Below are 24,071 nucleotides of genomic sequence, written 5' to 3'. Positions count from 1 at the left end.
TCACAAACCATAGATCCGGAACGCACTGCGACCGGATAGTTCGCGCACCGCACCAAAGCCTTCTAGCCTGTCGAACAGCCGGGTCGCCGCCCAGCGCGACAGGGAGGTTCCGGGCGCCGAGGCCGCCACGGCATCCGTGTCGAGCAGGGCCTGGATGACGGCGCCGGCGCCCTTGGTGCGGACCTTTGGTGCTGCCGCACGCAGCGTCTCGGCGCGCCGCGCGATCTCGCCGGCGGTGCGCAGGGCCGCACCCGTTGCCTCGGTGAGGGCAAGACAGACGGCCCGGGCGAAGGCGGGTTCCCCCGGACGGACGCGGCCCCTGCCCCCAAGCGTCTTGAAGGCCGGTCCATAGCGCTCGGCCATGAGCAGCGGCACGGCAGAATCCCATTTCAGCAGCGCGCCGATCAGCAGATCGGCCAGCATCCAGGCGAGCGGCTCGGCATCCGGACGCGCCGCATTCAGGGCCGTGACCAGGCCCGCCGCGGCGATCGGCGCCGGGCGGCCGGATTGCAGCGCGTCGTCGGCATGATCGACCGCCGCGGTAAGCCGATCGTCCCAGGCCAGCCCCAACAGATCGGCAAGCTCCGCCACCGCTTTCGAGGAAAAGGCGGGTTTTCGGGTGGAAAGCCTTTTGGTGGCCAAAAACACCTTTCCTCCTGGACCGGGATCGTCGCCGACGGCGGTGAGCAGGACGGCGTCGCGCAACGCCGCCTCGTCCTCGCTGCGCCCCATCAGCCGGACCGCGGCGGCGGCACATTTCAGGGCCTGGCGGGACCGCCAGCAACCGGCCCAGACGGGCGCGGAGCGGACAAGATCGTCGAGTGATTTCAAGGCGATGCCGGCGGCGAAGGCCGCGCCCAGCGCATCCGGCTCGCGGCCGCGCGACAGGGTCCAGCCGGGCAAGGCGGCCGTGAACGTCGGGGCGGCAACAGACGAGGCGACGGGCGAATCCATGACCGGCATCCTAGGCCAATTGTGCGGATTATGCCAGTGCTATGCGCCAAAACCGCACAGCTTGTCTTACCCAAAGAATGATGGATAAGGTTGCATTATCGTTCATTATGGTCTTTATAGAGGAGATGGCCCAAATCATCGACGAAAACAGCCAAAATCCCCCTCCGGAGCACGCTGCGCCGCCGCACAGCACAACGGATTCCGCTGATGTTTCCGCTGCCGGGGTTTCGGCCGACCTCCCCTCCCCTCTTGCCGTGCCCAACACCGGCCTGCCCGCCCAGTTGCAGGATCTCACCGAGCGCGCCCGCGGCTATGTCGAGGCGGCCAGTTCGGCCAATACCCGCAAGGCCTACGCCTCCGACTGGAAGCATTTTGCAGCCTGGTGCCGCCGCCAGAATTTTTCGCCCCTGCCCGCTGATCCGCAAGTCGTCGGCCTCTACATCACCGCCTGTGCATCGGGGACGGCTGAGCGTGGGATGAAAGCGAACACAGTCTCAACCATTGAGCGGCGCCTCGCCGCCCTCAGCTGGAACTATACCCAGCGCGGCGCGCAAAAACTCGATCGCAAGGACCGAGCGATCGCCACGGTCATGGCGGGCATTCGCAACAAGCACGCCGCCCCGCCCCGCCAGAAGGAAGCGATCCTGCCGGAAGACCTGATTGCCATGCTCGAAACCCTCGATCGAGGGTCGCTGCGCGGCATGCGCGACCGGGCTATGCTGCTCCTCGGCTTTGCCGGCGGCCTGCGCCGCTCGGAGATCACCGGCCTCGACCTGGGACGGGATCAGACAGACGATGGGCGCGGCTGGGTCGAGATCTTCGACAAGGGCGCGCTGCTGACGCTGCGTGGCAAGACGGGCTGGCGCGAGGTCGAGATCGGCCGCGGTTCCGCCGATGCCACCTGCCCCGTCGCCGCGCTGGAGGCCTGGATCAAGTTCGCGAGGCTCGCCAAAGGCCCCCTCTTCCGTCGCGTGACCGGGAAAGGCAAGGATGTCGGGCCAGACCGCTTGAACGACCAGGAGGTGGCGCGCCTCGTCAAGAAGACCGCGCTCGCTGCCGGCGTGCGCGGCGATCTCTCCGAGGCTGAGCGCGGCCAGATGTTTGCCGGCCATTCACTGCGCGCCGGTCTCGCCTCCTCGGCCGAAGTCGACGAGCGCCATGTGCAGAAGCAGCTTGGCCATGTCTCCGCCGAAATGACCCGCCGCTACCAGCGCCGGCGTGACCGGTTCAGGATTAATCTGACCAAGGCCGCCGGCCTGTAGGCGCCCCTCCCCTCTTGGGTCTGAATCTGAGATCTATTGGGATTAAAACTCCCACGGCAAAATGAGGTAGAGTCGTGTCGTCTTTCGCATCGGTGATATGAGGAAACGATGTGGCACGCGCGACGGCGATGGGACAGGGGAAGACTTGCCTTGCTGGCTGCAGCGGGGCTGGCCTCCAGCATGTCAACGAATGCCGCGATCGCCCAGATTGAATGGCGCGCGCCGCCCTGTACGTACTCAATCGCCACCAGCACCGGAGCGCTCTGCGTCCGCGCCGCAAGCTTCAATCGCGACATCTGCACGGCGCTTGCCCACTTCGCCGGCGAGAATGATCTGCCGCCCGATTTCTTTGCGCGGCTGATCTGGAAGGAAAGCCGGTTCCGCCCCGATGCTGTCAGCCCGAAGGGTGCGGAAGGAATAGCGCAGTTCATTCCCTCCACCGCTAGACTGCGCGGCCTGTCGAACAGTTTCGACGCTTTGGAGGCATTGCAGAAGTCTGCCGAGTATCTCGATGACCTGCGGGACCGGTTCGGCAATCTCGGTCTGGCGGCCGCCGCCTACAATGCCGGCGAAAGTGGACTGCGGACGTTCCTGAAAACCGGAAGCCTGCCCCAGGAGACCCGCAACTACGTCCTTGATATCACGGCTCATGCGGCCGAGGACTGGCGCGACAACCCGCCTGCAGCCGTGGATCTGCGCCTCGACGGACAAAAACCCTTCGAGGACGCCTGTGTCGCGCTTGCCGACACGCGGCGCCTCAAGGCCCTGGAATTCGAAGTGGAAGGCGTCTGGGCGCCATGGGGCGCGCAACTGGCGGGACATTTCCAGAAGCCGGTGGCAATCAGGCTGTTTCTGTCGACCGTCCGGTCCCTGCCAGCACCGCTGAACAAGGAAAAACCGCTGATCCAGAAGGAACGCAACCGAGCCTTCGGAACAAGGTTGCGCTATACGGCCCGCATCGGACGGCCGACCCGGCAGGAAGCCGAGGCCGTGTGCGTTGAAGTCCGCAAGAGCGGTAGCGCTTGCATCGTCTTCAGGAATTGACCGGACCAGCGGCAGCGTCATACCGCTGTCTTCGCTGTCTTGGGTTGGTGCGGCAATCAGTTTGCCCCAATCTGCCGGCATTGCCGGGTCCGCCTTTCGCCGCACGAAGACACTAAAAGAGCCCGGCGCGGGAGGGAGGTGCACCGCATCTAAATGCCGGGATCGCCGGGGTTTGCGTGAAGGGCGGCTGCCAGCGCGGTCACCAGGCCAACGATTTTCCGTCGTGTGGTGGTCGAGGCAATTTTGGCGAACGCCACATTGAGATCCCTCCCCTCATTGGTCTCGATGAAGCTCACCAGTTCCGGCGCCGCCGATGGCGGATCGGGCCTGCGGTCGGCAGTTTCCACGGGGAAGAAATATGAGGGCGTCAGCCCGAACGCGTCCGCGATAGCCACCATCCGGCTTGCGCTGACGCGGTTGGTTCCTTTCTCGTACTTCTGCACCTGTTGAAAGGTAATACCGAGCGCCTCGGCCAGCCTGTCCTGGCTCATGCCCAAGAGCCGGCGCCGCGCCTTAATCTTCGCACCAACTTCAACATCGATGGGCTCAGGCACCTTCGCCATATGCGCCTCCCTCGATCGTCTCGACTATCTCGTACGCCCCGACAATCGCACCCACCCCTTTGTTGAGCAGCGCGAGCATCGCCTCCTTCGTGACCGGAACCGTCTCGATCCGCTCAAGGCGCATCGGCGGCAGGTCATGATCAGGTTCGTCAGCAATGGCATCGCGTAGCTCGTCTACGGCCGCACGAGCCTTCTCTGCACTGGCGAAAAATACATCTCCAATGCCATCGTCCCGCCAGCGCGGTTCCTCGCACGGAAAAACGAGCGAGTAGGTGAAGAAAGTGAATGAGGGTGCTGCTGACACTCGGTTTCCTCCCAAGAGCAACTCGCGGTACGCCCCCGCTTCTGCTCTTTGACCCCTGGTGATCGGGGAGTTGGAAAACCGTGTACACACGATCCCCACGGCCTTTAGTTCGGAGAACCTGTTGCATACGCCGCAGGCTCCCCGACCATAAGGTCAAGGAGATAGTGCCGTTACAGGTCGGCACTCGTACCCGTGTACAAGGGTTTCCACGCCCTAAAGCAGCGCGTCACTGCTTCACCCGAGAGTCTAGGCGATCACGCGGCGCGGTGCAAACGTTCCGACCGAAAATGCCGAATGATTTCTAGCTGCTAAAAAAGCTGAAGATGGTTCCCTCAATACCCGCCGAGCGATATGGCTGGGTTTCAGCATCAGCGAAACTGACGGCCAGTTGTGCCGATCGGACCGAAGGTAAACGCCATGGACGAGCAGACCGAGACGATGACGATTTCAAGCCGCAGCGATTTTGCCCTTTGGGCAATCGAACGAGCAAAAACTATTGTTGCAAACGAAGGTGGCAATCTCGCCATCGCCACGCGTGACCACGGCGACGACGAAGTTGCCGCAACGGCCAACGCCCTTGGCCAGGCCATCGTAAACGCCTTGTTGGAAGTGTATGACGGCCTGATGGAGGAATAGGGGCTATCGCTCAGCGCCATCCCGGTCATTGCTGCGCTGGCGCTCCTGCTCGGCTTGCCGGAGGATCTGCTGACGCTGTTCGTCCTGTGCATTTTTGGCAGCACCGGCCTGTTCACGGGCAGCGCGCGCGGCGCGGCCGGCGGCGATCGCCTGCTGCTGAGCGGCAATGGCAGGATCGACATTCGAAGGCGTCGGCCGATCCAGGGTTTGGCCGTCTTCGACGCGAGCCGTCGTCGGCGTGCCCCCTCCTCCGCCGGCCGGCATGGTCAATGGCATCTGCTGCATTTGAATATCACGGCGTTGCTCCTCGAACAGAGCCGCGATTTCCTTGCGCATTTCCTCGACAGCCTGGCGCTCGGCGCCGCTGTCGACCATCCCCTCGAGGCGATCCATCGACTTGTTGGCGCGCGCAACGCGCTCGTCGAACTGTTCGAGTGATAGGGGCATGGCACTTTCCTTCTGCTGTTTGAGGTCTGCTATGAGCGTCATCAGGCCCGTCAAAGGCGCCGCTGGTTCGGTATCAGTATTTCGTTGAGCCGCGTCGAAGCGGTTCTGCAGCCAGGCCGTCGGCCCGCCGTCTTTTGCCGAGCCTGCGGCTTCCACGGTCACGGAGGTCTTTAATCCCGCCTGGAGCAGGCGTGCTTCGACGTCACGGGAGACCGCCTGCATCTCGGCGCCGGGGCCGAATTCATCGTTCTGTCGCGCCAGCTCCCGCTCGATCTTGCTGGCGCTCACCGATGTTGGCATCAGAACGGTTATCTCGCTTCCATCCACCAAGACGGATTCACGCCAGGCCCCGATAGCGCTCTGGATGGCTGCGACCACCCTCGCCTGATCCGCCGGCTGCTCGACCGCGACCCGCAAGAGAACGAACCCCGAGGCAGGTTGGGCCGCGGACTTCTGGGCATAGCCTGCGGCCGCGGCTGCGAAACGATCCGCTGCTGCGATGACCGATGGCTTCGCCCCGGCCTGCTTCAGCACGGCGGCCGTCGCCTGCCATTTCGAGGCGAGCGCAAGATTGCCGTTGGCAAGCGTTGCATGATCGGCGACGCTTGCCCGCTTGCGCTCCACCCGCTGATTGACCGCAGCGGATTTCAGATAGCGCGGATCGGCGCGGCCGCGCTCAAAGGCGCCAGCCTGTGCCTGGCTATAAGGCCGCGTGGCTGCCACATCCGCGCGGCGGGTGGCGACCATGGCAATGCCGTGCTCCCGCGCCTTCGCAGCGAACCGCTCCCGCCATGCATAAAGTTCCGGCTTCGTGAGCCGCAGTGCCTTGCCGACATCGTCTCGCGCCGAGATCATCGCGTGGACATGCACATGACCGGTATCGGGGTGATGGGCCGTGATCCAGCGATGGCCCGCCACCTGCTCGCTGAGGAAGTCACGCACGGCACGCTTCATCGCATCAGCATCCGTGCCGGCTCGGGCGGAGAAAATCACATGAAAGGCGTTGCGCGGTTCGACCGTCCGGATATCGGCCGACCAACCCCGCCAGATCCCGTCGGCGACATCCTTCACCGCTGCGCTATGCTTGACCGCCTCGCTGGCACTGGTGACGACGTGCTTCTCGTTTCGGAGAAACTTCTCCAAAAAATACCGGCCCGATTTGTCGGAGACCGCAGCGCCGACAATCCGCACCTCGGCCATAACACCAGCGTCCGACATCTTGCCTGCGATATCCGCCTCGGCCTTATCGAGCGTGCGGGCCGGCCCATCATCCTTTTCGCGCGCCCTGAGCGCGCCGGCGAGCTTCTTCGCAGGCAGGTTTGTGACAGCATAGACGGAGACGTTTCCATCCTGGCGACGAGAATAGAGGAACGGCTTGGCGCCGAAGGCTGCATTCAATGCGTCGTGCAGCTCCTCGTCACTGAGCGCATCCCCCAGTTTGATCGACATAGTGGCAACAGCATCAAGGGCGTAGGGTTCGCGGAACTCCGATATCCAGCCCTGAAGGACAGCGGCCCGTTCCTCGCGGCTCGCAATTGCGACCCCGTCCTGGTCGAAGATCGGAATATCCGCTTTGCCCTCCTCACCGTTTTCCTTCTCAACCTCGCGCGTTCCCAGATAGGTCATCAGGCCGGCGGCCGACGCCCTGCTCGATACCGTCGACGTCACCTTGATCACCACGGGCTGCGCCCCGCCCGCGATCGCCGCGCGGCTTGTGCTCTCGGCCGATGCCTGTTTCGCGGCGGACGGCCGAACACCACGCGATGGCACGATACCAGCCCCCTTGGTCGATCCCCCTCCCCCGCCGCCCGACCTGCGGTGCTCGTCATCCATCTCGGAGTTCGAACCTGCGCCGAGAGCGGCGACCAGAGCGATGATCTCCTGCGGCGCTGCTTGAGCTGGCTGCAGGATGGCGCCGATGGTTGTCTCATGGGCAGAGACAGCCGTCATTCGGCTCTTCCTGACGATACCGGACGGCATGAACCGCTGCTGTAACGGCTCGGTGGCCACGGCAATCTGCAAAGCTCCTGCTCGGCGGCGACGCTCGTCTTCCTCCTCGAGAAGGGATTTTGCCCGCAGCACGGTAAAGCTCTCGATATCCCCGAGCAGGCTGGACCAGTCATAGGCCATGACTGCCCCTCCTGCGCTCCTGCCGGCTGATCCGCAGCATCAGGTCGACGTCCGCCCGCAAGCGGAAGACACCCTCAAGGAGGCGGCGCAGCGCGGCGTCGAGATGCGGTTCGTAGCCGACGCGCCCTTCATTCATCGCGCGGACAGCCTGGTTAAGATTGATGCCGATGCGCCGAAGCTCCTCATTGGTGCCGCGCAAGGCCAGAGCTTCGGCCGGTCCGACCGGGAGCGGCAGACCGGCCTGGTCGCGAAACAGCAGCCGGATCACGTCGCTGGCGGTGCGATCGTCGCCGCAAAGATCCGCCAGAGCTTGCCGCTCCTCCGGCCTTAGACGGACCCTGACCACCTCGCTGCGCATCGCTTTCCTTCCTCTTGCCAGGTTGCCGGAGGCGACCCCAGAGCGCCACCGGCGCGAACCTGAGCCCTGCTAGGGGGCGGGGCGACGTCGAGTTTGTACCACAAACTTGACTATCCTGCCACCTAAAACTAAACTATATTTTATTCCAAGTTCATCATCACAACACAGACACCCTCGCCCAAGCTCCCACCGCAACCACTCGCCTCCGACGCCCCCCGGCCCCGTTAACAATTGCCCGTTGTTCGTGCGATCATTGCCAGCGGCATCACTGGCAATTGCCAATTACCCATTAACCACTGACAGTTAACCGCGCCTTGGTTGCTCATTGTCAACGGGCAATTGCCAATTGCCCGTTGGTCATTGCCCGTTGTCGGCGGTCAATCATCAATCGACAATCATCAACGGTGAACGAACAATGGGCAACGAACGCATTGCGGAAAGAGGGATGGGGAAATAACTATAGTTTATTCTCAGAATGAAGGAGCCATCATGATCGTCACCATCGCCAATCCGAAGGGCGGAACCGGCAAGACCACCCTCGTCCGCGCGCTCTCCGGCACGGCCGCCCATGCCGGTAACGACGTCTTCCTGATCGATGCCGACAGCCGCGCCAACACGATGCGCTGGGTCACGCTGTCGAAACAGATGGACGTCTGGCCCGACCGGCTGGAGGCCGAAAGCTGCCTCGACCCCAACCAGATCTTCAAGCTCGCCCTCCAACATCAGCAGGAGGGCAAAATTGTCTTCGTCGATGTCGAGGGCACGACCAACGAAAACCTGTTCGCCGGTCTCTACTGTGCCGACATCGTTCTGATCCCGTTGCAGACGACCCAGGACGACGTCGTTGCCGGCATGCAGCTGGCGCTGAACCATGTTCCGGTGGTCGAAGAGGATCAGAAACGCAAGCTCCCGACGATGATCGTCATCAACCAGCACGATCTGGTCACCGGCCGCGCCAAGGCGCATGAACCGCTCCGAGAAATTTTGCGCGAGAGCGGTGTCGCTCTTGCCAGCCTTCCGATCGCGCGCCGCGCGTCCTATCAATCGATCGGCGCCGCCGGCACGCTCCAGACATCAGCGAAGCCGGATCCGAAGGCGATCGCGGAAATGGAAACCCTCCTTGGCGAGCTGCTTTCCCTCTACCGGTTGAAGACCAGCGAGGCAAAGCAATGAGCGAGGGCACAGACAGCAAGAACCTCGTCCTCGGATTGATCTCGACGGGCCGCGACCGCCCCGCGGTTCGCGAGAAGGTAGCGCCCGCTGCAAAATCCGCTGCGGAAGACCAGGCGCCGGCACCATCAGCGAAGCCGCCATTGGCGCGCGGACAGCTCCGCGACATGGTGGCCAGGGGCGAAAGCCGCGACCCGGTCGCCGGCAAACGCTTTCGCGACACCGAGAAAGTCACGACCGGCATCCATATCCGCGCCGAGGTCCACAAGAAGCTGAAGATCCTCGCCGCGATCGAGCGGCGGAAGTTCAACTCCTACATCGAGGAGGCGATCGACGACTATCTCGAAAAAATCGCCGAGCGGATTCCCGATATTTCCTGAGCGGGAAAAGGGAGAGGTCATCACGCACTTCGCTTCGCGGCCTCCCCGTTCGCCCTGAGCGCCGCCATCAACATCGGCCCGAGGCCAAATTCACCGCGCTCCGCCTTTCGGGTGAGGTCGCGCAGATAGCCGCCGGGCGAGGTGATATGCTCGGCTCGCTCCAGGATGCAGGCGACCGCAATCGCGGCATTTTCCGCTCCCATCACCTCGCAAGCCTCCTGATAGGCCGAGGGGCTCACCCCGAGCGCCGATCTGACCGTGACCGCGGCCGTCATCAGCTCTCGCCAACTCTCGATCCGGCCGCCGGCCGCGTAGTCGGCAACCTGCGGGCAGGCCCTCAGCACCAGTGGTAACGGATAAGCCTTCAGCGGCTCGGCAATCCGGTTCGGTTTCTGGCTCGGCTTTTCGCCCTGCTCTTTTTCAGAGTTAGGTTCAAGTTCATGGAAGGATTCGGGTTTTGAATTCTGTATGTGACGACCGTGATGGTCATCATTGACGTCCGTTTTTTCTGCTTTTACCTGAATTTCCAGACGGTTGATGATTTCCTCGCGCAGAAGCTCCATTTCTTCGAGCACCCCGTCGACATCCTCGCGACGAGGAGAGCGTGGAAGGCGCGCCAGGAGCGCGATGAACATGCCCTCGATCGTCGCCCAATCGCCGTCGGCGCCCTCTTCCATGGCGGCCGAGATCAGCTTGCGAACGTCGCGGCGGCATAGGGACAACGCCTCTTTCGCGCGCTTGAAGCGTCGGCGCTCGGCCGCGACCTGCTGTGCCAGACTCGCCAACTCGCTCGCGCGGGCGAGCAGAGGCGCAAGGCTGAAGCCGAAGGCGGCCTCGATTTCCCCTCCCCTGCCTCGATGCGCATAGCGCTTGCCATTCGGGCTGTCGCGGCGCTCGATCAATCCTGCGTCGACCAGCGCGGCAAGATGCCGGCGCAAGGTCGTGCCGGCGATGCCGTGGGCCCGCTGAGACAGCTGGTTGTTCGACGGGAAAACAATCAGACCGCCGCTCTCATCCGAGAGTTCATCGTTCGGATAGAAACTCAGCAGTGCCTGCAGCACCGTTATCGAACGATCCTGAAGGCCGAACACATCCTTCGCCTCACCGATGTCATTGAAGACCTTCCACTTATTGACCGCCTTGCCCGCGTCGCGGTCGGCGGTTTCGAGCTGGCCCCTCACCAAGGCAAGCGTCATCGGCCGCCCGTGGGGCGTTGTCACACGTCCAATCTGCATTTTCTTTCACCTTTCAAAGGGCAAAAGAAATCCGCTCACCAAAACGGTGCCAAAGACTCTTGACTGCGATTCGTGGAAATGCGATTCTTGATTTGCTTAAGATCGAGAAGGGCTTCCACTACGGCAACGTTTGGGGGCCTTTTTCTTTTACGATTTCGATTCCTTGTTACTTTCTAGAAACTCCTCGTAGAGCCTATCCAGGCGCGCTTCGACGAAAGTGCCAAAGGTCGGCAGTGCCGCCTTGTTGAAATTGAGCGTGAGGTTGGCCGTGGTTTCTGTAATCTTCACGGCTCTCGAGCCCCCCGCTTTCCACTGCTCCGTTCGCGCTTTTGGTCTAACGGCGCGCAGATTGTCGATGATGTAATCGAAGCGTTCATCCGACGACATCTCCCTAAAACCTTCGGCGTTTATCAGTTTCAACGCCTTGGATTTCTTGGAGGCATTCTCCACGAGCTCAGCCATCTCTGCCCAGCGTGTTCGCCCAAACCCAGGAGCCGGACCAATCGCTTCGATTAGTTCGTCGGGCAGCGTTGCTGCTAGTCCAATCATTCGCGAGAGGGCCGCTTTGTCCACGCCAAGGGACGACATGATGACATCCCGCGCAAAACCGCGCCGTTCAAGTCGGAGGGCGAAAAAGGTTCGCTCGATATAGGACAAATCGGTTCTAGCATTGTTCTCCTGGCCCTGGCTGACGACCAACTGCTCGTCAGAAAGCGGGCGGATAACTGCTTTAATGGTGCCACCAATCCTTTTCACCGCCGCGAGACGCCGATGCCCGTATGCGACTTGGTAGCGTCCGTCTGCATCTGGATGCGGGCGAACGAGTATGGGAACTTGTTGCCCATGATCCCGAATCTGACCAACCAGCGTGTTCAGATCTTCCAGATCGATGACGAGCCTGTCGGGGACGAACGAATTGTCGATTAGCGCGGGATCCAGCTCGACAACGGCCTGACCATGCGCAAGTTGCTTCTCCAAATCGGCAGCACGTTGCGCCTTCTCCGATATGCCGCCCAGCGACTGGGAGAATGCGCCGACCGGGCCTGAGCGGCGAAGCGGTCGCTCGAAGTTGGCAAGAGGACGGGCACCCGCAATCGAAATCGCGTCACCGTCGGGCGCATCATGGGTTTCAGGCTCGGTGCCAAAGATGTTCTTTCTGGCCATTGGTTACTTTCGCCCCCAAGTCTGCCTGACCAAATCCTCAATCTCTGTATTGACCGCCGTCAAGGATTCCAGAGCGCGGTCATACGTGCCACGCGTAAACTGGCTGCGGTCGACCTCGTAAAGCGTTTGCTTCGTGAGACCCGCGTCAGAAATAGCTGTCGACTTCAGCATTGCATTGTTCAAAACGCGATTGCCAAAAATCGAGCGCATAAACCCTGCCATCTGAGCTTGCGGACCGTCGTTTGGCTCGTAGCGCGTGACGAGATAGCGCATCCAGTCGTAGTTCATCGCCCCACCCGCATCTTCAACGACCTGAAGCAAGTCGCCTGTCATCTGCAGAAACTGACTCATCGACATAACATCGAGCATTTGAGGATGGACAGTAATGAGAACTGCGGTTGCTGCGCACAGTGCAGAGAGGGTCAGAAAACCTAGTTGTGGCGGGCAGTCAATGACGACAACGTCGTAAGCGCTCTCGATATCCGCAAGGCACTCGCCGATCCTCGCGAAGAACATCGAATTGGTGTCAGTGCGGGCCATAAGCGCCTTGGGCGTCTCGTGCTCGAACTCCATCAGTTCTAGGTTACCTGGGATGATATGAAGGTTGGGGGTGTAGGTCGCGCGGACGATCTCCGTCACGTCGCGACGTGCATCGTCGTACCGGATTGCACCGTAGAGCGTCTCATTTTCACCAACGTCCAATTCGGGTTGGTGACCAAATAGCGCCGATAGCGACGCCTGTGGATCCAAGTCTATGGCGAGGGTGCGATAACCTCGAAGGGCAAGGAACTGCGCTATGTGGGCGGCAGTCGTCGTCTTGCCACTCCCACCCTTGAAGTTCATGACGGAAATGACCTGTAGCTTTTCGCCATCTCTACGATGCCGAATGTACTTTCTTGGCCCCTTCCCCCCCTCGTCCAACAGCTTGCGAAGGGCCTCGAGATCATCGACAGAGTAGGTGCGCCGACCATTAGCCAATGGTTCCGGCCCGTGCCCTTCAGCTACGATTTGCCGGAGGTAGCCCTGGTGAATACCAATGAAGTCGGCTGCTTCCGCAGATGAGAACTGCCTGATGCCTTTCCTAGCCGTCGGAGGAAATGTCCGCTGCTGATGGGCCTGGAGCTGGCGCATGAGTTCGTCGGCATCCGCCGCGATCAGCGACCGTAGGTTTCCGGGTACATCGGTCGCTGCCTGTTTCAACATCGTGGCCTCAAAGTTCAATTCTGCGCTTTTTTATCGGAAATCACTGAATAAGCGCTGATGAGGCTAATGCGATTCCCCGAGTCGGGCAAACCCTTTTTGGTTAACAAGAAGTTAACGTCCACAGGGCATCGACGAACGAGAGAGGCCGGACACCAGCGCCTCTACCAATCGACCGGGCCCCGGGGTTTGCAGTCGGCGTTGTACATGTACAACTGACGTACATCGGGATCGATGGCCTTGCACGAGGGCTTGCGCGATCATCATCCCGCACTCTTCCCGACACTCGGGTAAGGCGGTTGTACATGTACAACAAGGCATTTCAAACCCGAAAAATAAAAGAACTTTACATCGGAGACTTCGCGAATGCAGACATTCTCCAGGGTCGTCAAACCGACACGATTGTGAGGACGCCGCGGGCCTTAGCAAACGCAAAGCTAGAACATCAACACACCCTATCGCATTGGCCGGGCGGGGAGGCCTTGGCAAGGAAAGAGGAACCCATCCCTCTGCTTTCTCAAAAGAACGTTTGAACGAGGCGACTTGCCGGTTCCTTCATGGGATGCGCATGGAAAGCGGCACCTTGCCCCCCTCTTATAGAGTTGTCGGCCGGTCGAACCGGTCGGCAACTCTCCCCAAGCAGCGCCTAGAACAATCGAAGCTGACCATACATTTTTTCCGTATCCGGTGCTGCCGATCCCCGCCCGACCGGCGAGGATGCGACAGCAACTTTCTCCGCAGATGGCACCACGGCCGGAACTGGCATGGGCCGGTCGGTGTTCGCGACTTCCCCTGCCCTCCTGAGCTTTGCGGACCATCCGCCCATGACGTGCGCCAGTGTGTGCCATTGATCGCTGAACCGCATCGCCAGGCTGTCCCCGACGATGACGGTTGCCGGGATATGGAGAAGCGACAACTGGATGTAGGCCATGTGGACGGCGCGCGGGTCGATGTCCACGGCGGTTACATGAAGGCACCGCTGGTAGTTGATGCCCGCTTCCAGAATTGCCTCTGCCAGCGCAATGATCATTGCCCCGCTTCCTGCGGCCGGCTCCTGCGCCAGCATGAAGCCGCGTTGCGCGATCATCTTTTTCATATCGTCCGGGCTTCCGGCGACGATGCGCGCCATCAACTGGCAAACCGGATAGGGCGTGAAGAACTGGCCGTGCGCCTTGTTGTGCAGTTCCAGTGCGTGGAAGGTCGCGCCGAGAACGTCGTGCGGACGTTCCTCCAGCGCCATGACGACTTCGCCCATGATTTTCGAGAAGGTGCCCATGGTCTCGGTGCCATACTTGCGGGCGATCTCCTGAAACCGGGCTTCGCGCTTGTCGGCGGGGGCGAGATCCACGGCATTGCTGAGGGCGATGGCGGAGGTTTCGCACCAGTCTCCAAAGACGGTGTAGAGGTCGTGCTTGTAGCGGCAGCTTTCGAATAGCTTGACGATCGATTTGAGGCGCGGGGAGTTCATGGGATCACCTGCGAGGAAAAGGAACCGCGTGGGCGCGTTTCGCCAATCGCCGGGGCGAAGCCCGGCGTCGTCATGCGGATCGATCAAGGGAAGCGGTCGGGAAGGGTGCAGGCCGCGCCGGAGACTGCGCGGCCTGCGGCAGCCGATTACTCGGCTGCTTCGGGGAAGGTTGCGCCGTCCGTCACCGGCGCGTCATCGATGTCGAACGGGCAAACGCCGTCGTCATCGCCGCTGGCTTCCACCATCCGCTCGCGCTCCTGCTCGGCAGTAAGAGCGATCCGTACCGGCGCGGGAAGCCATCCGGTGCCAGTGATCTTCCGTTCGGCATATTCCACGGCTTTCGCCTTCTCCATGCCGGGAACGCCAAGTGCCAAGTCCTCGCCAACGGCTTCGGTAACCGCCTGCTTGATCCCGGCCTTGCTGATGCGGGCGAAGTAGTTTTCACCGGTGGGCACATACCACTGCGTCATGTCGATCTTGAGGGCCTGTGCCAGCCGCTCGGCGTGGCCGCGCTGCGACTTGCGCTCATAGTGGGGGTGTTGCACGGCATTGACCGACTTTGCCGCCGCATAGGCCAACAAGTCGAGAAGCGTTGACGTAGGCTGTTCAAGGCACCATTCCAGAAGTTCGCTCGGCTTGCCGGGAATGGTGTGACCGTAGTTCTCCTTGAGTTCGTCCATGGCCACGATGCCCGCGCATGCCGCAGGATCGGCAATGCTGGTTTCGAGCCGTTCGCTCTTCACCGTCACTTCAAGGGAAGTATAGTCGCTGCCACCATAGCTGCCGAAGATGTTCACCAGCATGGCATGGACCACGGCGGCGAGGGCGACGTCCGGGTTATGGGCAAGCTCGGCCCGGATCGCGGCGGTCTTCTGCGCCGTAAGCTCCTGCACCAGCAACGCAGGCATCTTGAACGGCGGCTCGGCGCGCTGTTCGGGCTGCGGCGGCACGGCCGCCCCGCCCTCGTCCGTCTCGTCTTCGGCGCTGTCGCCGCCGGCTTCAACCTCCTCCTCCACGGCTTCATCATCGGGGCGGACAAGGCCATGCTCGATCTCGACGTTGCCGTAATAGTCCATCGTCACATAGCAACCGGCCTTGGCGATGTCCTCCGGGGCATAGGCTTCCTGTGCCAAAGACAGGATCGCCAGCCTTGTCTGAATAGCTTCGATGCGCGGCTCGGCCTCGTCGTCGGCCTCGCCCGCCTCGATCTTCGCCACCAGCTCGTCATATTCGGTTTCCAGACGCTCCTCCTCGGCCTGTTCTTCCTCCGTCAACGGAATGTCGGACGGATAGACCCTGTGCATGCGGACGGCTTCGCTCGGAATGACCGGCACCACCTCCACCCATTTCCAGCCTTCGGCGCGAACGGCTTCCGCCTCGGCTTCAAGGCGGTCGGCAACGAGCTTTTCGACAAGAGCGACGTCGAGGGCGTAGCCGCCATTCTGGTCATCGAAGAGATCGCGCTTGACGGTTCCGCCAGCAGCTTCATAGGCATCGAGCCCGCCGATGAATTTCATGCGCTTGTCGGTCGCCTTCACGGCTTCGCCCTGCAGGGCCGAACGAATGGCGCGATGATCGCAATTCCACGATGGCAGGCTATTCCAGACTTCCACCTGCCGGTCGTGGTCGTCGGACACCGTGAAGGCCGAAAGCTGCTGGAAGGTCATTTCCTCTTGCCGGTGGAGTTCGAGCAGGATCGGCGAAACACGTCCGAGCGCCATGCGCTTGCGGACCATGGTTTCGGTGGTTCCGAAACGGGCGGCGATGTCCTCGACGGATTTCCCGTCCTCGGCCATGACGCGGTAGGCTTCGTATTCATCGACCGGGTGCATGGCCTCCCGGCTCATGTTCTCGATGATGCTGATTTCGGTCGCCTCGGCCTCGCTGCGCTCCTTGCATTCGACGGGGAAGTCCTTGGCGATTTCGCCCGCGTCGGCCAGAAAGAGGAGGGCGGCACGGCGGCGCTCGCCTGCGGTTACGAAAAAACGGCCGCGCTTGTCGCCCTTACGGACGATGATGTTCTGCAACAGCCGGTAGCCATCGGCGCGGATGGTCGCGGCCATCTCCGTGATGCCTTCCTTGCTGTAGGTCTTGCGGACATTCTTGGGGTCGCGGTCCAGCTTGTTCAGCGGCACGAAAAAGCTTTCAGTGGAAATCTGGGTCTCGGTCATTGCTCTGTCTCCTTGGTTTCCATTCCCCGAAGGGGAAGCCCCCTTGGGCGAAGCCTCCCCGGTCTGTCCGGGGGAATGGCCTCTGACATTCCCCCGGACAGAGGGGGAGGGCGCAGCCCGCCCCACGGCGACGGACGGTCGGGTCAAGGGGTCGTGGCGGGGAAAAAACGGAAGGTTCGGCGCGCAGCGGTGAAAGCCGTTTTTTTGCCGACGCGACAAGCGGCTTGCCGCGCCTGCCCCTTGATCCGGACGGCCGGCGATGTCACGGGGCGGAAACAGGAAGCTGGCCCGCCAGGGCCTCGATGCCGGCTGCGCCAGCAGCCGCAAGGACAAGCGATCGTTACCGGCATCGGCGGAGACGGCCGTCCGAACCGGGCGGTGGCCTAGCAGGATTCAGACGATTCGATCATTAAGATGAGAAGCCGGGAAAGAACATATCAAGAACATATTTGTGGGGAGACGCATCTTAATCCACGGCCGGGTAGGGTGGCCTGACGCAGCTCGTCATGATACCGATGGAGGAATACCGCGATCTCTTGCCTGCCGCCTCGCGTTGTCGTCGGCTTCGGGCCGACAGAAGAATTCAGGATCGGGACAATGGAAACGCCATCTACCGGCAAACACGCGCCTCCCATGACGGGAAAATCAGACTGGCTTTCGTGGTATGTGACGGGCCACGGCATCGACATGGTCCATAAGGTCTATGGCGAGTTGCGACCGAGTGAACCCGAGCCCTTCAGCGCCTGGCAGCGTTGGACGACGGATACGCCGCAGATGGCGCCGGCTGACCATGATCGGCTTCGCCGGCACCTGATTGCCGGCGGGATCGTCATCGTCCTGGGCAAGCCCCGGTTTTCCAAGACCGATTTCATAAGCACCCTTACCGCCGCCGGTGAAATCCAGAACGAGATCGGGACGACACCATCCAAGGCGGATCTGCCGCCTCCGCCGTTCGCGATCGACGATACGAGCACATACGAGCGCCAGGGCGTCCTGACCTCAATAGCGCTTGCGACGTCACGGCGTCGCGGATTCGTGCTGGTGTTTGAACATGCTGCCGATTTTCGTGCCTTCGACATCGGAGCCTATATCGCCAATCAGCAGGTGATCATTCTGGAGTTCCCTGCAGATTGATCGTGACGATCGCGCCGGCGCAGAGCGCAGCGATCGCGGGACGATCCAGTGAAGAAGGCGAATATCGGAGAAATCAGCATAGCGCCGGCCTCTGGCCGGGATTTCGGGAATTCTCGCTGCGGCGCGGGCGGGAGAAGCGCAGCCGCAGGAGCCTCAGCATAGCGGGCCGCAGGGGAGGCGGGACCGACTGCGCCCGCGCGCGACGCGCCGTTTTGACGGGCGGGCAGGGGAGTTCGAGGGGCGGGGCTTCGGGGCGCCCCTCGTCCTGGTCCGACCCGCTCGACGCGGTGAGGACCAGGCACTCGCGCCGCCGCCGAAGAAGAGGGGGCGCCGCCCCTCAGTTCTCGCCGTCTATCGGCTCGACGTCGCGCAGTTCGACAAAGACGACCTTCGCGGTGCGCTCCTGCCCGATCAGGTCGAGATTGATATGGACGTAGTCGGCAAACGGCTCTTTGCACACGCGCCAGACAACGCCGACGCGGCCCACGCGCCGCTCGTTGGTGCCATCGATGGAGGGCGATGTGCCGGTGATGCGAACACGCTGGCCGAGGCGAAGCCAGTTTGCCGCGCTGGCGATCATGGCAGCGCGTTCTTCTGGCGTCAGTTTCTTGCGTGTCGAGCGCGCCCACGGCGTATGGGGATCGGCGGCGAGCTGCCGCGCTTGTTCTTCCGGCGACAGGTCTTGGAACCGGGTGATCTCGTCGTCGAGCGGCCAGTCCTCCGGAGCGGGTGGCGCGGGATTCCGATGGAAATGCTCGACGGTCGGGCCGCCCAAAAGATCGGGCTGCGCCCCGGCCAGCCGCCGGTGACGCTGCGTCCTACGATAGTCCGCGCGCCATTGCCCGTCAGGGGTGAGGGATGGTCGCTCGGGTTCGCCGAGCAGGCGATCCAATTCGTCCCGGTCGTCCATGGCCGGCTCCTATCCGCACTGTTTTTTCGATCTGAGGGGAGGGGAGGGTGCGAAACGGGGCGGCTCTCCGCCGCCCCGCTCCGAACGGTTCACACCTCGATGGCTTCCGTGACTTTCGGCGCGCTGCGGTCAAGGAAGATTTCGACGCGGACGATCTCGGCCGCGATCACACCCGGCCGCTCGGACACGACGATGACGGGCCGCAGCATCGGGCGGGCGATTGTGAAGCGGGCGGCGACGGCCGCAATAGTTTCGGTCACATCAGCGAGTTCGCCTAGCCGGTCCGACGCCGTCACGAGAAGATTTCCCGCAATCGGCGTCGGCGCGCCGGTGACTTCCGTGAGGCACGGCACGGTATCGCTCAGCCCATTGTCATCGACGATGATATCAAGGCCGTTCAGCCGAACGATATCGATCATGTCGCATTTGACGAGCCCCTTGATCTCGGCATAGCTGCCTTCGAGGTTGATCGTCACCGGGCGAATGGTGCCTGCCATCGGCTCGATCAGGAAGGCTTTGACTGCGCTCATTTTCTGTCTCCTTTTTCCCGAAGTCCCGCAGGGAAGCCCCCTTGGGCGAAGCCTCCCCGGTCTTTCCGGGGGAATGGCCTCTGACATTCCCCCGGACAGAGGGGGGAGGGCGAAAGCCCGCCCCACGGCGGCGCGCGGGCGGATCAAGGGGTCGTGGCGGGGAAAAAACGGAAGGTTCGGCGCGCAGCGGTGAAAGCCGTTTTTTTGCCGACGCGACAAGCGGCTTGCCGCGCCTGCCCCTTGAACCGAACGCCCGGCGATGTCAGGGGCGAGACGAACGATGCGACCCGCGCGCGGGCCTCAGTGCCGGATGCGCAGCAGCCGACAAGGACAAGCGATCGTCACCGGTATCGGCGGAGACGGCCAAAGGCTGGCTCCGTGCTCGCATAGACCGCGCTCGACCGGAACGGGCGATGGCCCATGGCACCAGCAAAGAAGATCATCGACGGAGAAAAACGGCCGTTATCCACGAGGCTCCGGAAAACCCTACGGCGCTATTGGGGAGCGCGGGTTTCCTCCGCTTGGCTACCGCTCGCCTGGCGGCTCGCTGCGGCTGGATAACGGCCTGCAACACCGGGAAACAATCTGTACGAAAAGAGAAAGGCCAAGCGGAAGAGGGTAAGGGTTCGGCCTATTCGACCCTGCGCACCCGCGCGCCCGGCACGGCGAGGAACGGCTTGAAGGCTGCGGCGACCTTGGCGAGGAAGCCTTTGCTGAAGCTGCCGAGCAGTTCGGCGTTCGGATCGAAATAGAAGGACGCTTCCGCGATATCGTGGTTGAATTCCGACACGGTGATCCAGGCATCCTTCCAGTCGCGGATTCCGGCTCGCCGGCATTCGAGCTGGGGGATTTCCAGCGCCGTCTGATCGGAGCGCGGCGGCGTGCCGGAAATCGCCAGTATCACCAAATGGGTCTGCGCGCCTTTGGGGATGGCGAACACCATGCAGACAGGGCGGGACTTGCGCCCTTCCGTTTCGCCGCTGTCGCGCTGCCACGCCCAGAGATACGGATAACGCAAGACGGAGCCGCTGGCCGGAATGTCAGCCATTGGTGTCTTCCCCTTCCGCGATCAGGCGATCCAGTTCGGGGATGATCATGTCGATCAGCTCCTGCGGCGCTTCTCCGAGCGTGTAAACCCGCCGGGGATCGCCCCGGCTCTTCATGGCCTCGAACTCGTCATAGGTCATGAGGACATAGCGCGGTTTGCGGTGCTGCGTGATCGCGACCGGATGACGGTCTGCCGCCATGGTGACGGTCTTGATGTCGCGGAGCAGGTCGACGGTGGTGAACTTCTGCATCAGCGGGCTCCCTCGATTAAGTCAAATAATACGAATTATTCGACTATTTTGCAAGCGGGAACGCCGTTCCGCGATCTTCCTCGGGCGGGCAGGGGAGGCGAGGGGAGGGGCTTTGGGGCTCCCCTCGAACCGCTTCGCGCCCGCTCGACGCGGGCCGAACGGTCCCGTCGCGGTTACCCCTCCTAGAGGAGGAGGGGCAGATCTCTATCTGACAAAGCCGAGGCGTTCCGCGATAGACGGCTCGTATTCATGGCCTGCCTCCTGAAGCATAGCAATCATGTCGGCATGATCGAGACTGCTAATTTCGTAGCCCTTGGCGCGGGCTTCCTCGACAATGCCCTCCAATGTCGGAAACTCTTACAAAAGCGTGCCAAGCCAGATTTCCGGCGTCCCGAAATCATCGTCGCTCTCGAAACCCTGCAGGAAGTGTGTGCGCAATGGTGGATCAAAACCGATGACGGACTCGTCGTCCGTTCTCTCGCCCTTGTGAAGGGTGATGGTGTAGCGGCTCATTCGTATTCCTCCGACTGGAGTGTCCAGTTTGTCGTCCATCTCGGATCGTCGAAAGCGGGGACGTCGATATCTCCGTTTTGCAGCGCCTCCACGGCGCTTTCGTGGTCGATTGCTTCAACCTCGACGGTAATCTGGCGAACGGTGGAGGAGGTTTGAATGATGGTGACATTCTGCCTGTTCATTTGCGTTCCCTTTCCATGCGGTTTCGGGCATCGGTCGGCCGCAGGGCCTCCAAATTTCTAGAATGCGAATGCGGTCTGGCCGCTGGCCTGCGTGTAGGTTGCGCTTTCGCCCGCCGCGTAGCGTTCCCGGCCAAGTACGGACCATTGCAGAAAACCGGAGCGGTCATAGCGGAACCAGCCATCCTCGATACCGAAGATCATCCCCCATGCCGCGTCCTCGGCGCATTGGCGGCCGGTGTTGATCGGCCAGTGTTCAGCGCCCTTCTCCTGACGGCACACCATCGGGGCCGAGAAGGACCGAATGGCCCTGCCGCGTTCTCCCGGTTCGGTCGCGCCAATCTCGCGCATGATCTCGCGGGCCTCGGCGGTGGTGATGTAGCCAGCGGCCTTTTTGTCATCATAGCGCGAATAGCGGCACCCAAAGGTGACGGCGTTCATGATGCAGGCGCGTTCGGTGAATTCCCGTGTCGCCAGCAGGTCACGCCATTTTCCGGCGCTGACCAGATCGACGGCATGCCACCAGCGGGCTGTCGGGCCGCTGGAATAGCCGTGGCGGTTCGGCGCACCGTTGCGGTCGATCTCGAAACCAAGCGCGGCCTCGACATGGCGGACATAGGGATGATCGGCCAAGAGCGGATGGCGCAGACCGAGCTTTCGAGGCCGTTCGCCTTCCGGGCAGCACACCTCGATTGGAAACCTGAACATGCGCGACGGGAGGTTCCATGGCGCGGGCATTTCAAAACCGTGCGGGACGGACAGCGAAGTGTTGATGTCGAGAAGGCCGAGACTAGGGGCAAAACCGCTTTCCACCAGTGCGGTGCCAAGGGTGTCGGTGCTTTGGCTGTCCATGGTCCTCGTCCTTTTCAGAAATCTCACTCCAATGGTTCGGGGCCGCCCGAAGGGAATGTTCCCCTCGGGCGAGCCGGTGCGTCGTTCGATCAATCCCACGGAATGACGGCCATCAGGTCTTCATCATCCTGACCGGGGAAGCGGCCGAGATTGGCATTGAGCCTGCCGTGGCCGGTGCTGACGGAGAGGCTGAGATAGTCGCCGCCGTTCTGGTTCTTCTTCTTCCAGATGCCGCCGAGTTCGAGCCGCCGGCCGCGCGGGGACTTGGCATGGATGCGGTAGACAGGCGCGTCCTTGTTGGTGCTGGTGAAGGGTTCGCCGGTGATATCGATGTCGTAGGCGATGGAGGCGATGTTGCCGCTGAGGGTGCCATCTTCGTTGAAGCGGATGAAGTTGGTGAGTTCGGTCATGGTCTGTCTCCTGAGTTTGCGTTTCCCGCAGGGAAGCCCCCTTGGGCGAAGCCACCCCGGTCTTTCCGGGGGAATGGCCTCTGACATTCCCCCGGACAGAGGGGGGAGGGCGAAAGCCCGCCCCACGGCGGCGCGCGGGCGGATCAAGGGGTCGTGGCGGGGAAAAAACGGAAGGTTCGGCGCGCAGCGGTGAAAGCCGTTTTTTTTGCCGACGCGACAAGCGGCTTGCCGCGCCTGCCCCTTGATCCGAACGCCCGGCGATGTCAGGGGCGAGACGAACGATGCGGCCCGCATGCGGGCCTCAATGCCGGGTGTGCAGCAGCCGAGAAGGACAAGCGATCGTCACCGGCATCGGCGGAGACGGCCGCAGGCTGGCTCCGTGCTCGCATAGAGCGCGCTCGGCCGGAACGGGCGATGTCCCAACTAACAGTTCTGTCAGTTGCCGGCGTCAACCATGCGATTACGCTCCGTGCCAGGAACCAGCATCGCCTGAAGGAGAAATGCATGGAAACCGCCCCCACCCTCATCCTGTACGCCTACACGGGCAAATGGGACCTCGGCGACGATCGCTGGGCGGACCGCACCGTTCCGGACTTCTTCTACGAGGATAAGGAGGCGGCAAGGCGCGATATGCTCGGACTTCACGCCAAACTGGAGGCGGAACCTGACAACGACTATCCTCCTCTCTGCCTGGAGAGGATCGAAACCGTCCCCATGACACGATCGGCAATCATGGCTCTGCTCAACGAGGGCGTCGGCGCGATCATCGGCAGCTACCGGATCATCGAGGAGATCGAGGTCAAGCGCAGGTAGCTGTCTTCTCGGCGCGCCGCTCACCGAACACTGCAATGGCCGTGCAGACGCCGGCAAACTGCAGGAGCGCACCGACGGCCTCGGCGGTAGATGGAAACCGCCCCTCGAACATGAAGCCATAGGCAAGTCCGAAAATGGTTTCGGCAACGATGAGCTGGGCCGCGAGCGCCAGCGGCAGGCGGCGGGATGCGACGACCCAGCACCAGGTTGCGAACCACGAGCCAGCCAGCCCCATCACCGCCGCCCAGGCCAGAAAGCGGGAGGTTTCCCAGGTGGAGGCCGTCGTCGCGAGATCGAAGGACGCCAGCGGCAAGAGGAGGAGGCTTCCGATCGCCGCGCCGATGCCCTGCAGTCCTGTCCATCGCAGACCATCGGGCGCGTCGACGGACCGCATGACGGCGGCATTCGCCAGCCCGTAGGCGATCCAGATCGCCAGGGCCGCCGCGCTGGCGAGAACGCCGAGCATGATCGACGCCGTATCCGCAACGTCGGCGGCGCCCACCGTCGCAACATTCACGATCACCACGCCGGTTGCGATCAGCACCAGGGGAAGCGTCAGCGCCCTCCATGGTGCGGATCGGTCGCGGAGATTGGCGATGATCGCCAGGAAGACCGGCATGGTGCCGATGATGACAGGCGGAACGGCCGCCCCGGCCAGTTGAACGGCAAAGGCCGCGCTGAGGAAATACCCGACATATCCGGCGCCGCCGAGCAGCAGCCCGATCAGGAGCCGCGACGGGGCGATGCCGATCGGCCGGAACCGCCGGTCGGCCATCAGGAGCAGGCAGGCCAGGCCGAAGATGCCATAGCGGGCAATCGTCAGATCCCATGTCGTGAAGGGCGCGACAGCGCGCGGAGCGATGAAGGTGAGCCCCCAGAGCGCGCAAGTGGTGAGGCCGGCGACAATTCCAAGCAGCATAATGTTCTCCTGTTGGATTCATCATGC

General features: G+C 62.3%; 26 protein-coding genes. 7 read left to right on the top strand and 19 right to left on the bottom strand.

Annotated elements, in window-relative coordinates; genetic code table 11:
* Entirely contained in the window at positions 1 to 954 is a 954-nt protein-coding gene (locus tag J2Y63_RS27715; RefSeq protein WP_435268737.1) for a DUF1403 family protein, read from the bottom strand.
* Between the two features lie 125 nt (positions 955 to 1,079).
* Between J2Y63_RS27715 and J2Y63_RS27710 the strand changes: the two genes are divergently transcribed.
* Together J2Y63_RS27710 and J2Y63_RS27705 are read left to right on the top strand one after the other, a co-directional pair.
* On the top strand, positions 1,080 to 2,216 hold the full coding sequence (locus J2Y63_RS27710; RefSeq protein ID WP_435268736.1) for a tyrosine-type recombinase/integrase: 1,137 nt from the start codon (positions 1,080 to 1,082) through the stop codon (positions 2,214 to 2,216).
* A gap of 108 nt (positions 2,217 to 2,324) precedes the next feature.
* Entirely contained in the window at positions 2,325 to 3,260 is a 936-nt protein-coding gene (locus tag J2Y63_RS27705; RefSeq protein WP_435268735.1) for a lytic transglycosylase domain-containing protein, read from the top strand.
* Positions 3,261 to 3,409: 149 nt separating this feature from the next.
* Here the strand turns inward: J2Y63_RS27705 and J2Y63_RS27700 are convergent, their stop codons facing one another.
* Together J2Y63_RS27700 and J2Y63_RS27695 are read right to left on the bottom strand one after the other, a co-directional pair.
* Positions 3,410 to 3,823, bottom strand: coding sequence for a helix-turn-helix domain-containing protein (locus J2Y63_RS27700; RefSeq protein WP_435268734.1), 414 nt, complete (start codon positions 3,821 to 3,823; stop codon positions 3,410 to 3,412).
* Positions 3,807 to 4,127 carry a hypothetical protein gene (locus J2Y63_RS27695; RefSeq protein WP_435268733.1) on the bottom strand — a complete coding sequence of 107 codons (321 nt, stop codon included), beginning with the start codon at positions 4,125 to 4,127 and terminating at the stop codon, positions 3,807 to 3,809. Before J2Y63_RS27695 ends, J2Y63_RS27700 begins: the two co-directional genes overlap by 17 nt.
* A 417-nt stretch (positions 4,128 to 4,544) precedes the next feature.
* On the opposite strand from J2Y63_RS27695, the gene J2Y63_RS27690 reads away from it, so the two are divergent.
* Positions 4,545 to 4,763, top strand: coding sequence for a hypothetical protein (locus J2Y63_RS27690; protein WP_435268732.1), 219 nt, complete (start codon positions 4,545 to 4,547; stop codon positions 4,761 to 4,763).
* A 3-nt stretch (positions 4,764 to 4,766) separates the two neighbouring features.
* Here J2Y63_RS27690 and J2Y63_RS27685 read toward each other — a convergent pair whose 3' ends face one another.
* The gene (locus J2Y63_RS27685) at positions 4,767 to 7,340 is read right to left on the bottom strand and encodes a relaxase/mobilization nuclease domain-containing protein (RefSeq protein WP_435268731.1); all 2,574 of its coding nucleotides are present in this window, start codon (positions 7,338 to 7,340) and stop codon (positions 4,767 to 4,769) included.
* Positions 7,330 to 7,698: a plasmid mobilization relaxosome protein MobC gene (mobC, locus tag J2Y63_RS27680; RefSeq protein ID WP_163906375.1), complete on the bottom strand. Its 369-nt coding sequence runs from the start codon at positions 7,696 to 7,698 to the stop codon at positions 7,330 to 7,332. The genes J2Y63_RS27685 and mobC overlap by 11 nt, the downstream gene beginning before the upstream one ends.
* A 489-nt stretch (positions 7,699 to 8,187) precedes the next feature.
* Between mobC and J2Y63_RS27675 the strand changes: the two genes are divergently transcribed.
* Positions 8,188 to 8,871, top strand: coding sequence for a ParA family protein (locus J2Y63_RS27675; protein WP_435268730.1), 684 nt, complete (start codon positions 8,188 to 8,190; stop codon positions 8,869 to 8,871).
* Complete coding sequence (locus J2Y63_RS27670) at positions 8,868 to 9,248, top strand: hypothetical protein (RefSeq protein WP_272809571.1); 381 nt, start codon at positions 8,868 to 8,870, stop codon at positions 9,246 to 9,248. Before J2Y63_RS27675 ends, J2Y63_RS27670 begins: the two co-directional genes overlap by 4 nt.
* Positions 9,249 to 9,268: 20 nt before the next feature.
* Here J2Y63_RS27670 and repC read toward each other — a convergent pair whose 3' ends face one another.
* The 5 genes from repC to J2Y63_RS27645 all read right to left on the bottom strand — a co-directional run bounded on the left by repC (position 9,269) and on the right by J2Y63_RS27645 (position 16,819).
* A complete protein-coding gene (gene repC / locus J2Y63_RS27665) occupies positions 9,269 to 10,483 on the bottom strand; it encodes a plasmid replication protein RepC (RefSeq protein WP_435268729.1) in 1,215 nt (404 codons plus the stop codon).
* Positions 10,484 to 10,630: 147 nt separating this feature from the next.
* Complete coding sequence (repB, locus tag J2Y63_RS27660) at positions 10,631 to 11,647, bottom strand: plasmid partitioning protein RepB (protein WP_435268728.1); 1,017 nt, start codon at positions 11,645 to 11,647, stop codon at positions 10,631 to 10,633.
* A gap of 3 nt (positions 11,648 to 11,650) precedes the next feature.
* Entirely contained in the window at positions 11,651 to 12,850 is a 1,200-nt protein-coding gene (gene repA, locus J2Y63_RS27655; RefSeq protein WP_435268727.1) for a plasmid partitioning protein RepA, read from the bottom strand.
* A 643-nt stretch (positions 12,851 to 13,493) separates the two neighbouring features.
* The gene (locus J2Y63_RS27650; RefSeq protein ID WP_435268726.1) at positions 13,494 to 14,315 is read right to left on the bottom strand and encodes an N-6 DNA methylase; all 822 of its coding nucleotides are present in this window, start codon (positions 14,313 to 14,315) and stop codon (positions 13,494 to 13,496) included.
* A 146-nt stretch (positions 14,316 to 14,461) separates the two neighbouring features.
* Positions 14,462 to 16,819, bottom strand: coding sequence for a ParB/RepB/Spo0J family partition protein (locus tag J2Y63_RS27645; RefSeq protein WP_435268725.1), 2,358 nt, complete (start codon positions 16,817 to 16,819; stop codon positions 14,462 to 14,464).
* A gap of 264 nt (positions 16,820 to 17,083) precedes the next feature.
* Between J2Y63_RS27645 and J2Y63_RS27640 the strand changes: the two genes are divergently transcribed.
* Complete coding sequence (locus J2Y63_RS27640; RefSeq protein ID WP_435268724.1) at positions 17,084 to 17,620, top strand: hypothetical protein; 537 nt, start codon at positions 17,084 to 17,086, stop codon at positions 17,618 to 17,620.
* 337 nt (positions 17,621 to 17,957) lie between these two features.
* Here the strand turns inward: J2Y63_RS27640 and J2Y63_RS27635 are convergent, their stop codons facing one another.
* The 8 genes from J2Y63_RS27635 to J2Y63_RS27600 form a co-directional block, all read right to left on the bottom strand.
* Complete coding sequence (locus J2Y63_RS27635) at positions 17,958 to 18,530, bottom strand: hypothetical protein (RefSeq protein ID WP_435268723.1); 573 nt, start codon at positions 18,528 to 18,530, stop codon at positions 17,958 to 17,960.
* 89 nt (positions 18,531 to 18,619) lie between these two features.
* Complete coding sequence (locus tag J2Y63_RS27630) at positions 18,620 to 19,060, bottom strand: DUF3846 domain-containing protein (RefSeq protein ID WP_435268722.1); 441 nt, start codon at positions 19,058 to 19,060, stop codon at positions 18,620 to 18,622.
* 631 nt (positions 19,061 to 19,691) lie between these two features.
* Positions 19,692 to 20,108 (bottom strand): hypothetical protein, encoded by a 417-nt coding sequence (locus J2Y63_RS27625; RefSeq protein ID WP_435268721.1) that lies wholly within the window; start codon positions 20,106 to 20,108, stop codon positions 19,692 to 19,694.
* On the bottom strand, positions 20,101 to 20,358 hold the full coding sequence (locus J2Y63_RS27620; protein ID WP_435268720.1) for a type II toxin-antitoxin system Phd/YefM family antitoxin: 258 nt from the start codon (positions 20,356 to 20,358) through the stop codon (positions 20,101 to 20,103). The genes J2Y63_RS27625 and J2Y63_RS27620 overlap by 8 nt, the downstream gene beginning before the upstream one ends.
* Before the next feature lie 357 nt (positions 20,359 to 20,715).
* Positions 20,716 to 20,871 carry a hypothetical protein gene (locus J2Y63_RS27615; protein ID WP_435268719.1) on the bottom strand — a complete coding sequence of 52 codons (156 nt, stop codon included), beginning with the start codon at positions 20,869 to 20,871 and terminating at the stop codon, positions 20,716 to 20,718.
* Positions 20,868 to 21,053, bottom strand: coding sequence for a hypothetical protein (locus tag J2Y63_RS27610; RefSeq protein ID WP_435268718.1), 186 nt, complete (start codon positions 21,051 to 21,053; stop codon positions 20,868 to 20,870). The genes J2Y63_RS27615 and J2Y63_RS27610 overlap by 4 nt, the downstream gene beginning before the upstream one ends.
* A 57-nt stretch (positions 21,054 to 21,110) precedes the next feature.
* The gene (locus J2Y63_RS27605; protein ID WP_435268717.1) at positions 21,111 to 21,902 is read right to left on the bottom strand and encodes a hypothetical protein; all 792 of its coding nucleotides are present in this window, start codon (positions 21,900 to 21,902) and stop codon (positions 21,111 to 21,113) included.
* A gap of 89 nt (positions 21,903 to 21,991) precedes the next feature.
* Positions 21,992 to 22,312: a DUF736 domain-containing protein gene (locus J2Y63_RS27600; protein WP_435268716.1), complete on the bottom strand. Its 321-nt coding sequence runs from the start codon at positions 22,310 to 22,312 to the stop codon at positions 21,992 to 21,994.
* Positions 22,313 to 22,816: 504 nt separating this feature from the next.
* Between J2Y63_RS27600 and J2Y63_RS27595 the strand changes: the two genes are divergently transcribed.
* Positions 22,817 to 23,125, top strand: coding sequence for a hypothetical protein (locus J2Y63_RS27595; RefSeq protein WP_435268715.1), 309 nt, complete (start codon positions 22,817 to 22,819; stop codon positions 23,123 to 23,125).
* Here the strand turns inward: J2Y63_RS27595 and J2Y63_RS27590 are convergent.
* Positions 23,112 to 24,044 (bottom strand): DMT family transporter, encoded by a 933-nt coding sequence (locus J2Y63_RS27590; protein ID WP_435268714.1) that lies wholly within the window; start codon positions 24,042 to 24,044, stop codon positions 23,112 to 23,114. The genes J2Y63_RS27595 and J2Y63_RS27590 overlap by 14 nt on opposite strands.
* Positions 24,045 to 24,071: the final 27 nt, after the last annotated feature.

This window comes from Shinella sp. BE166, from assembly GCF_051201095.1.
GTDB classification, from domain to species: Bacteria; Pseudomonadota; Alphaproteobacteria; order Rhizobiales; family Rhizobiaceae; genus Shinella; species Shinella lacus.
The sequence above is the reverse complement of the archived record's forward strand: the minus strand, read 5'-3'. Positions and strand labels throughout refer to the sequence as shown.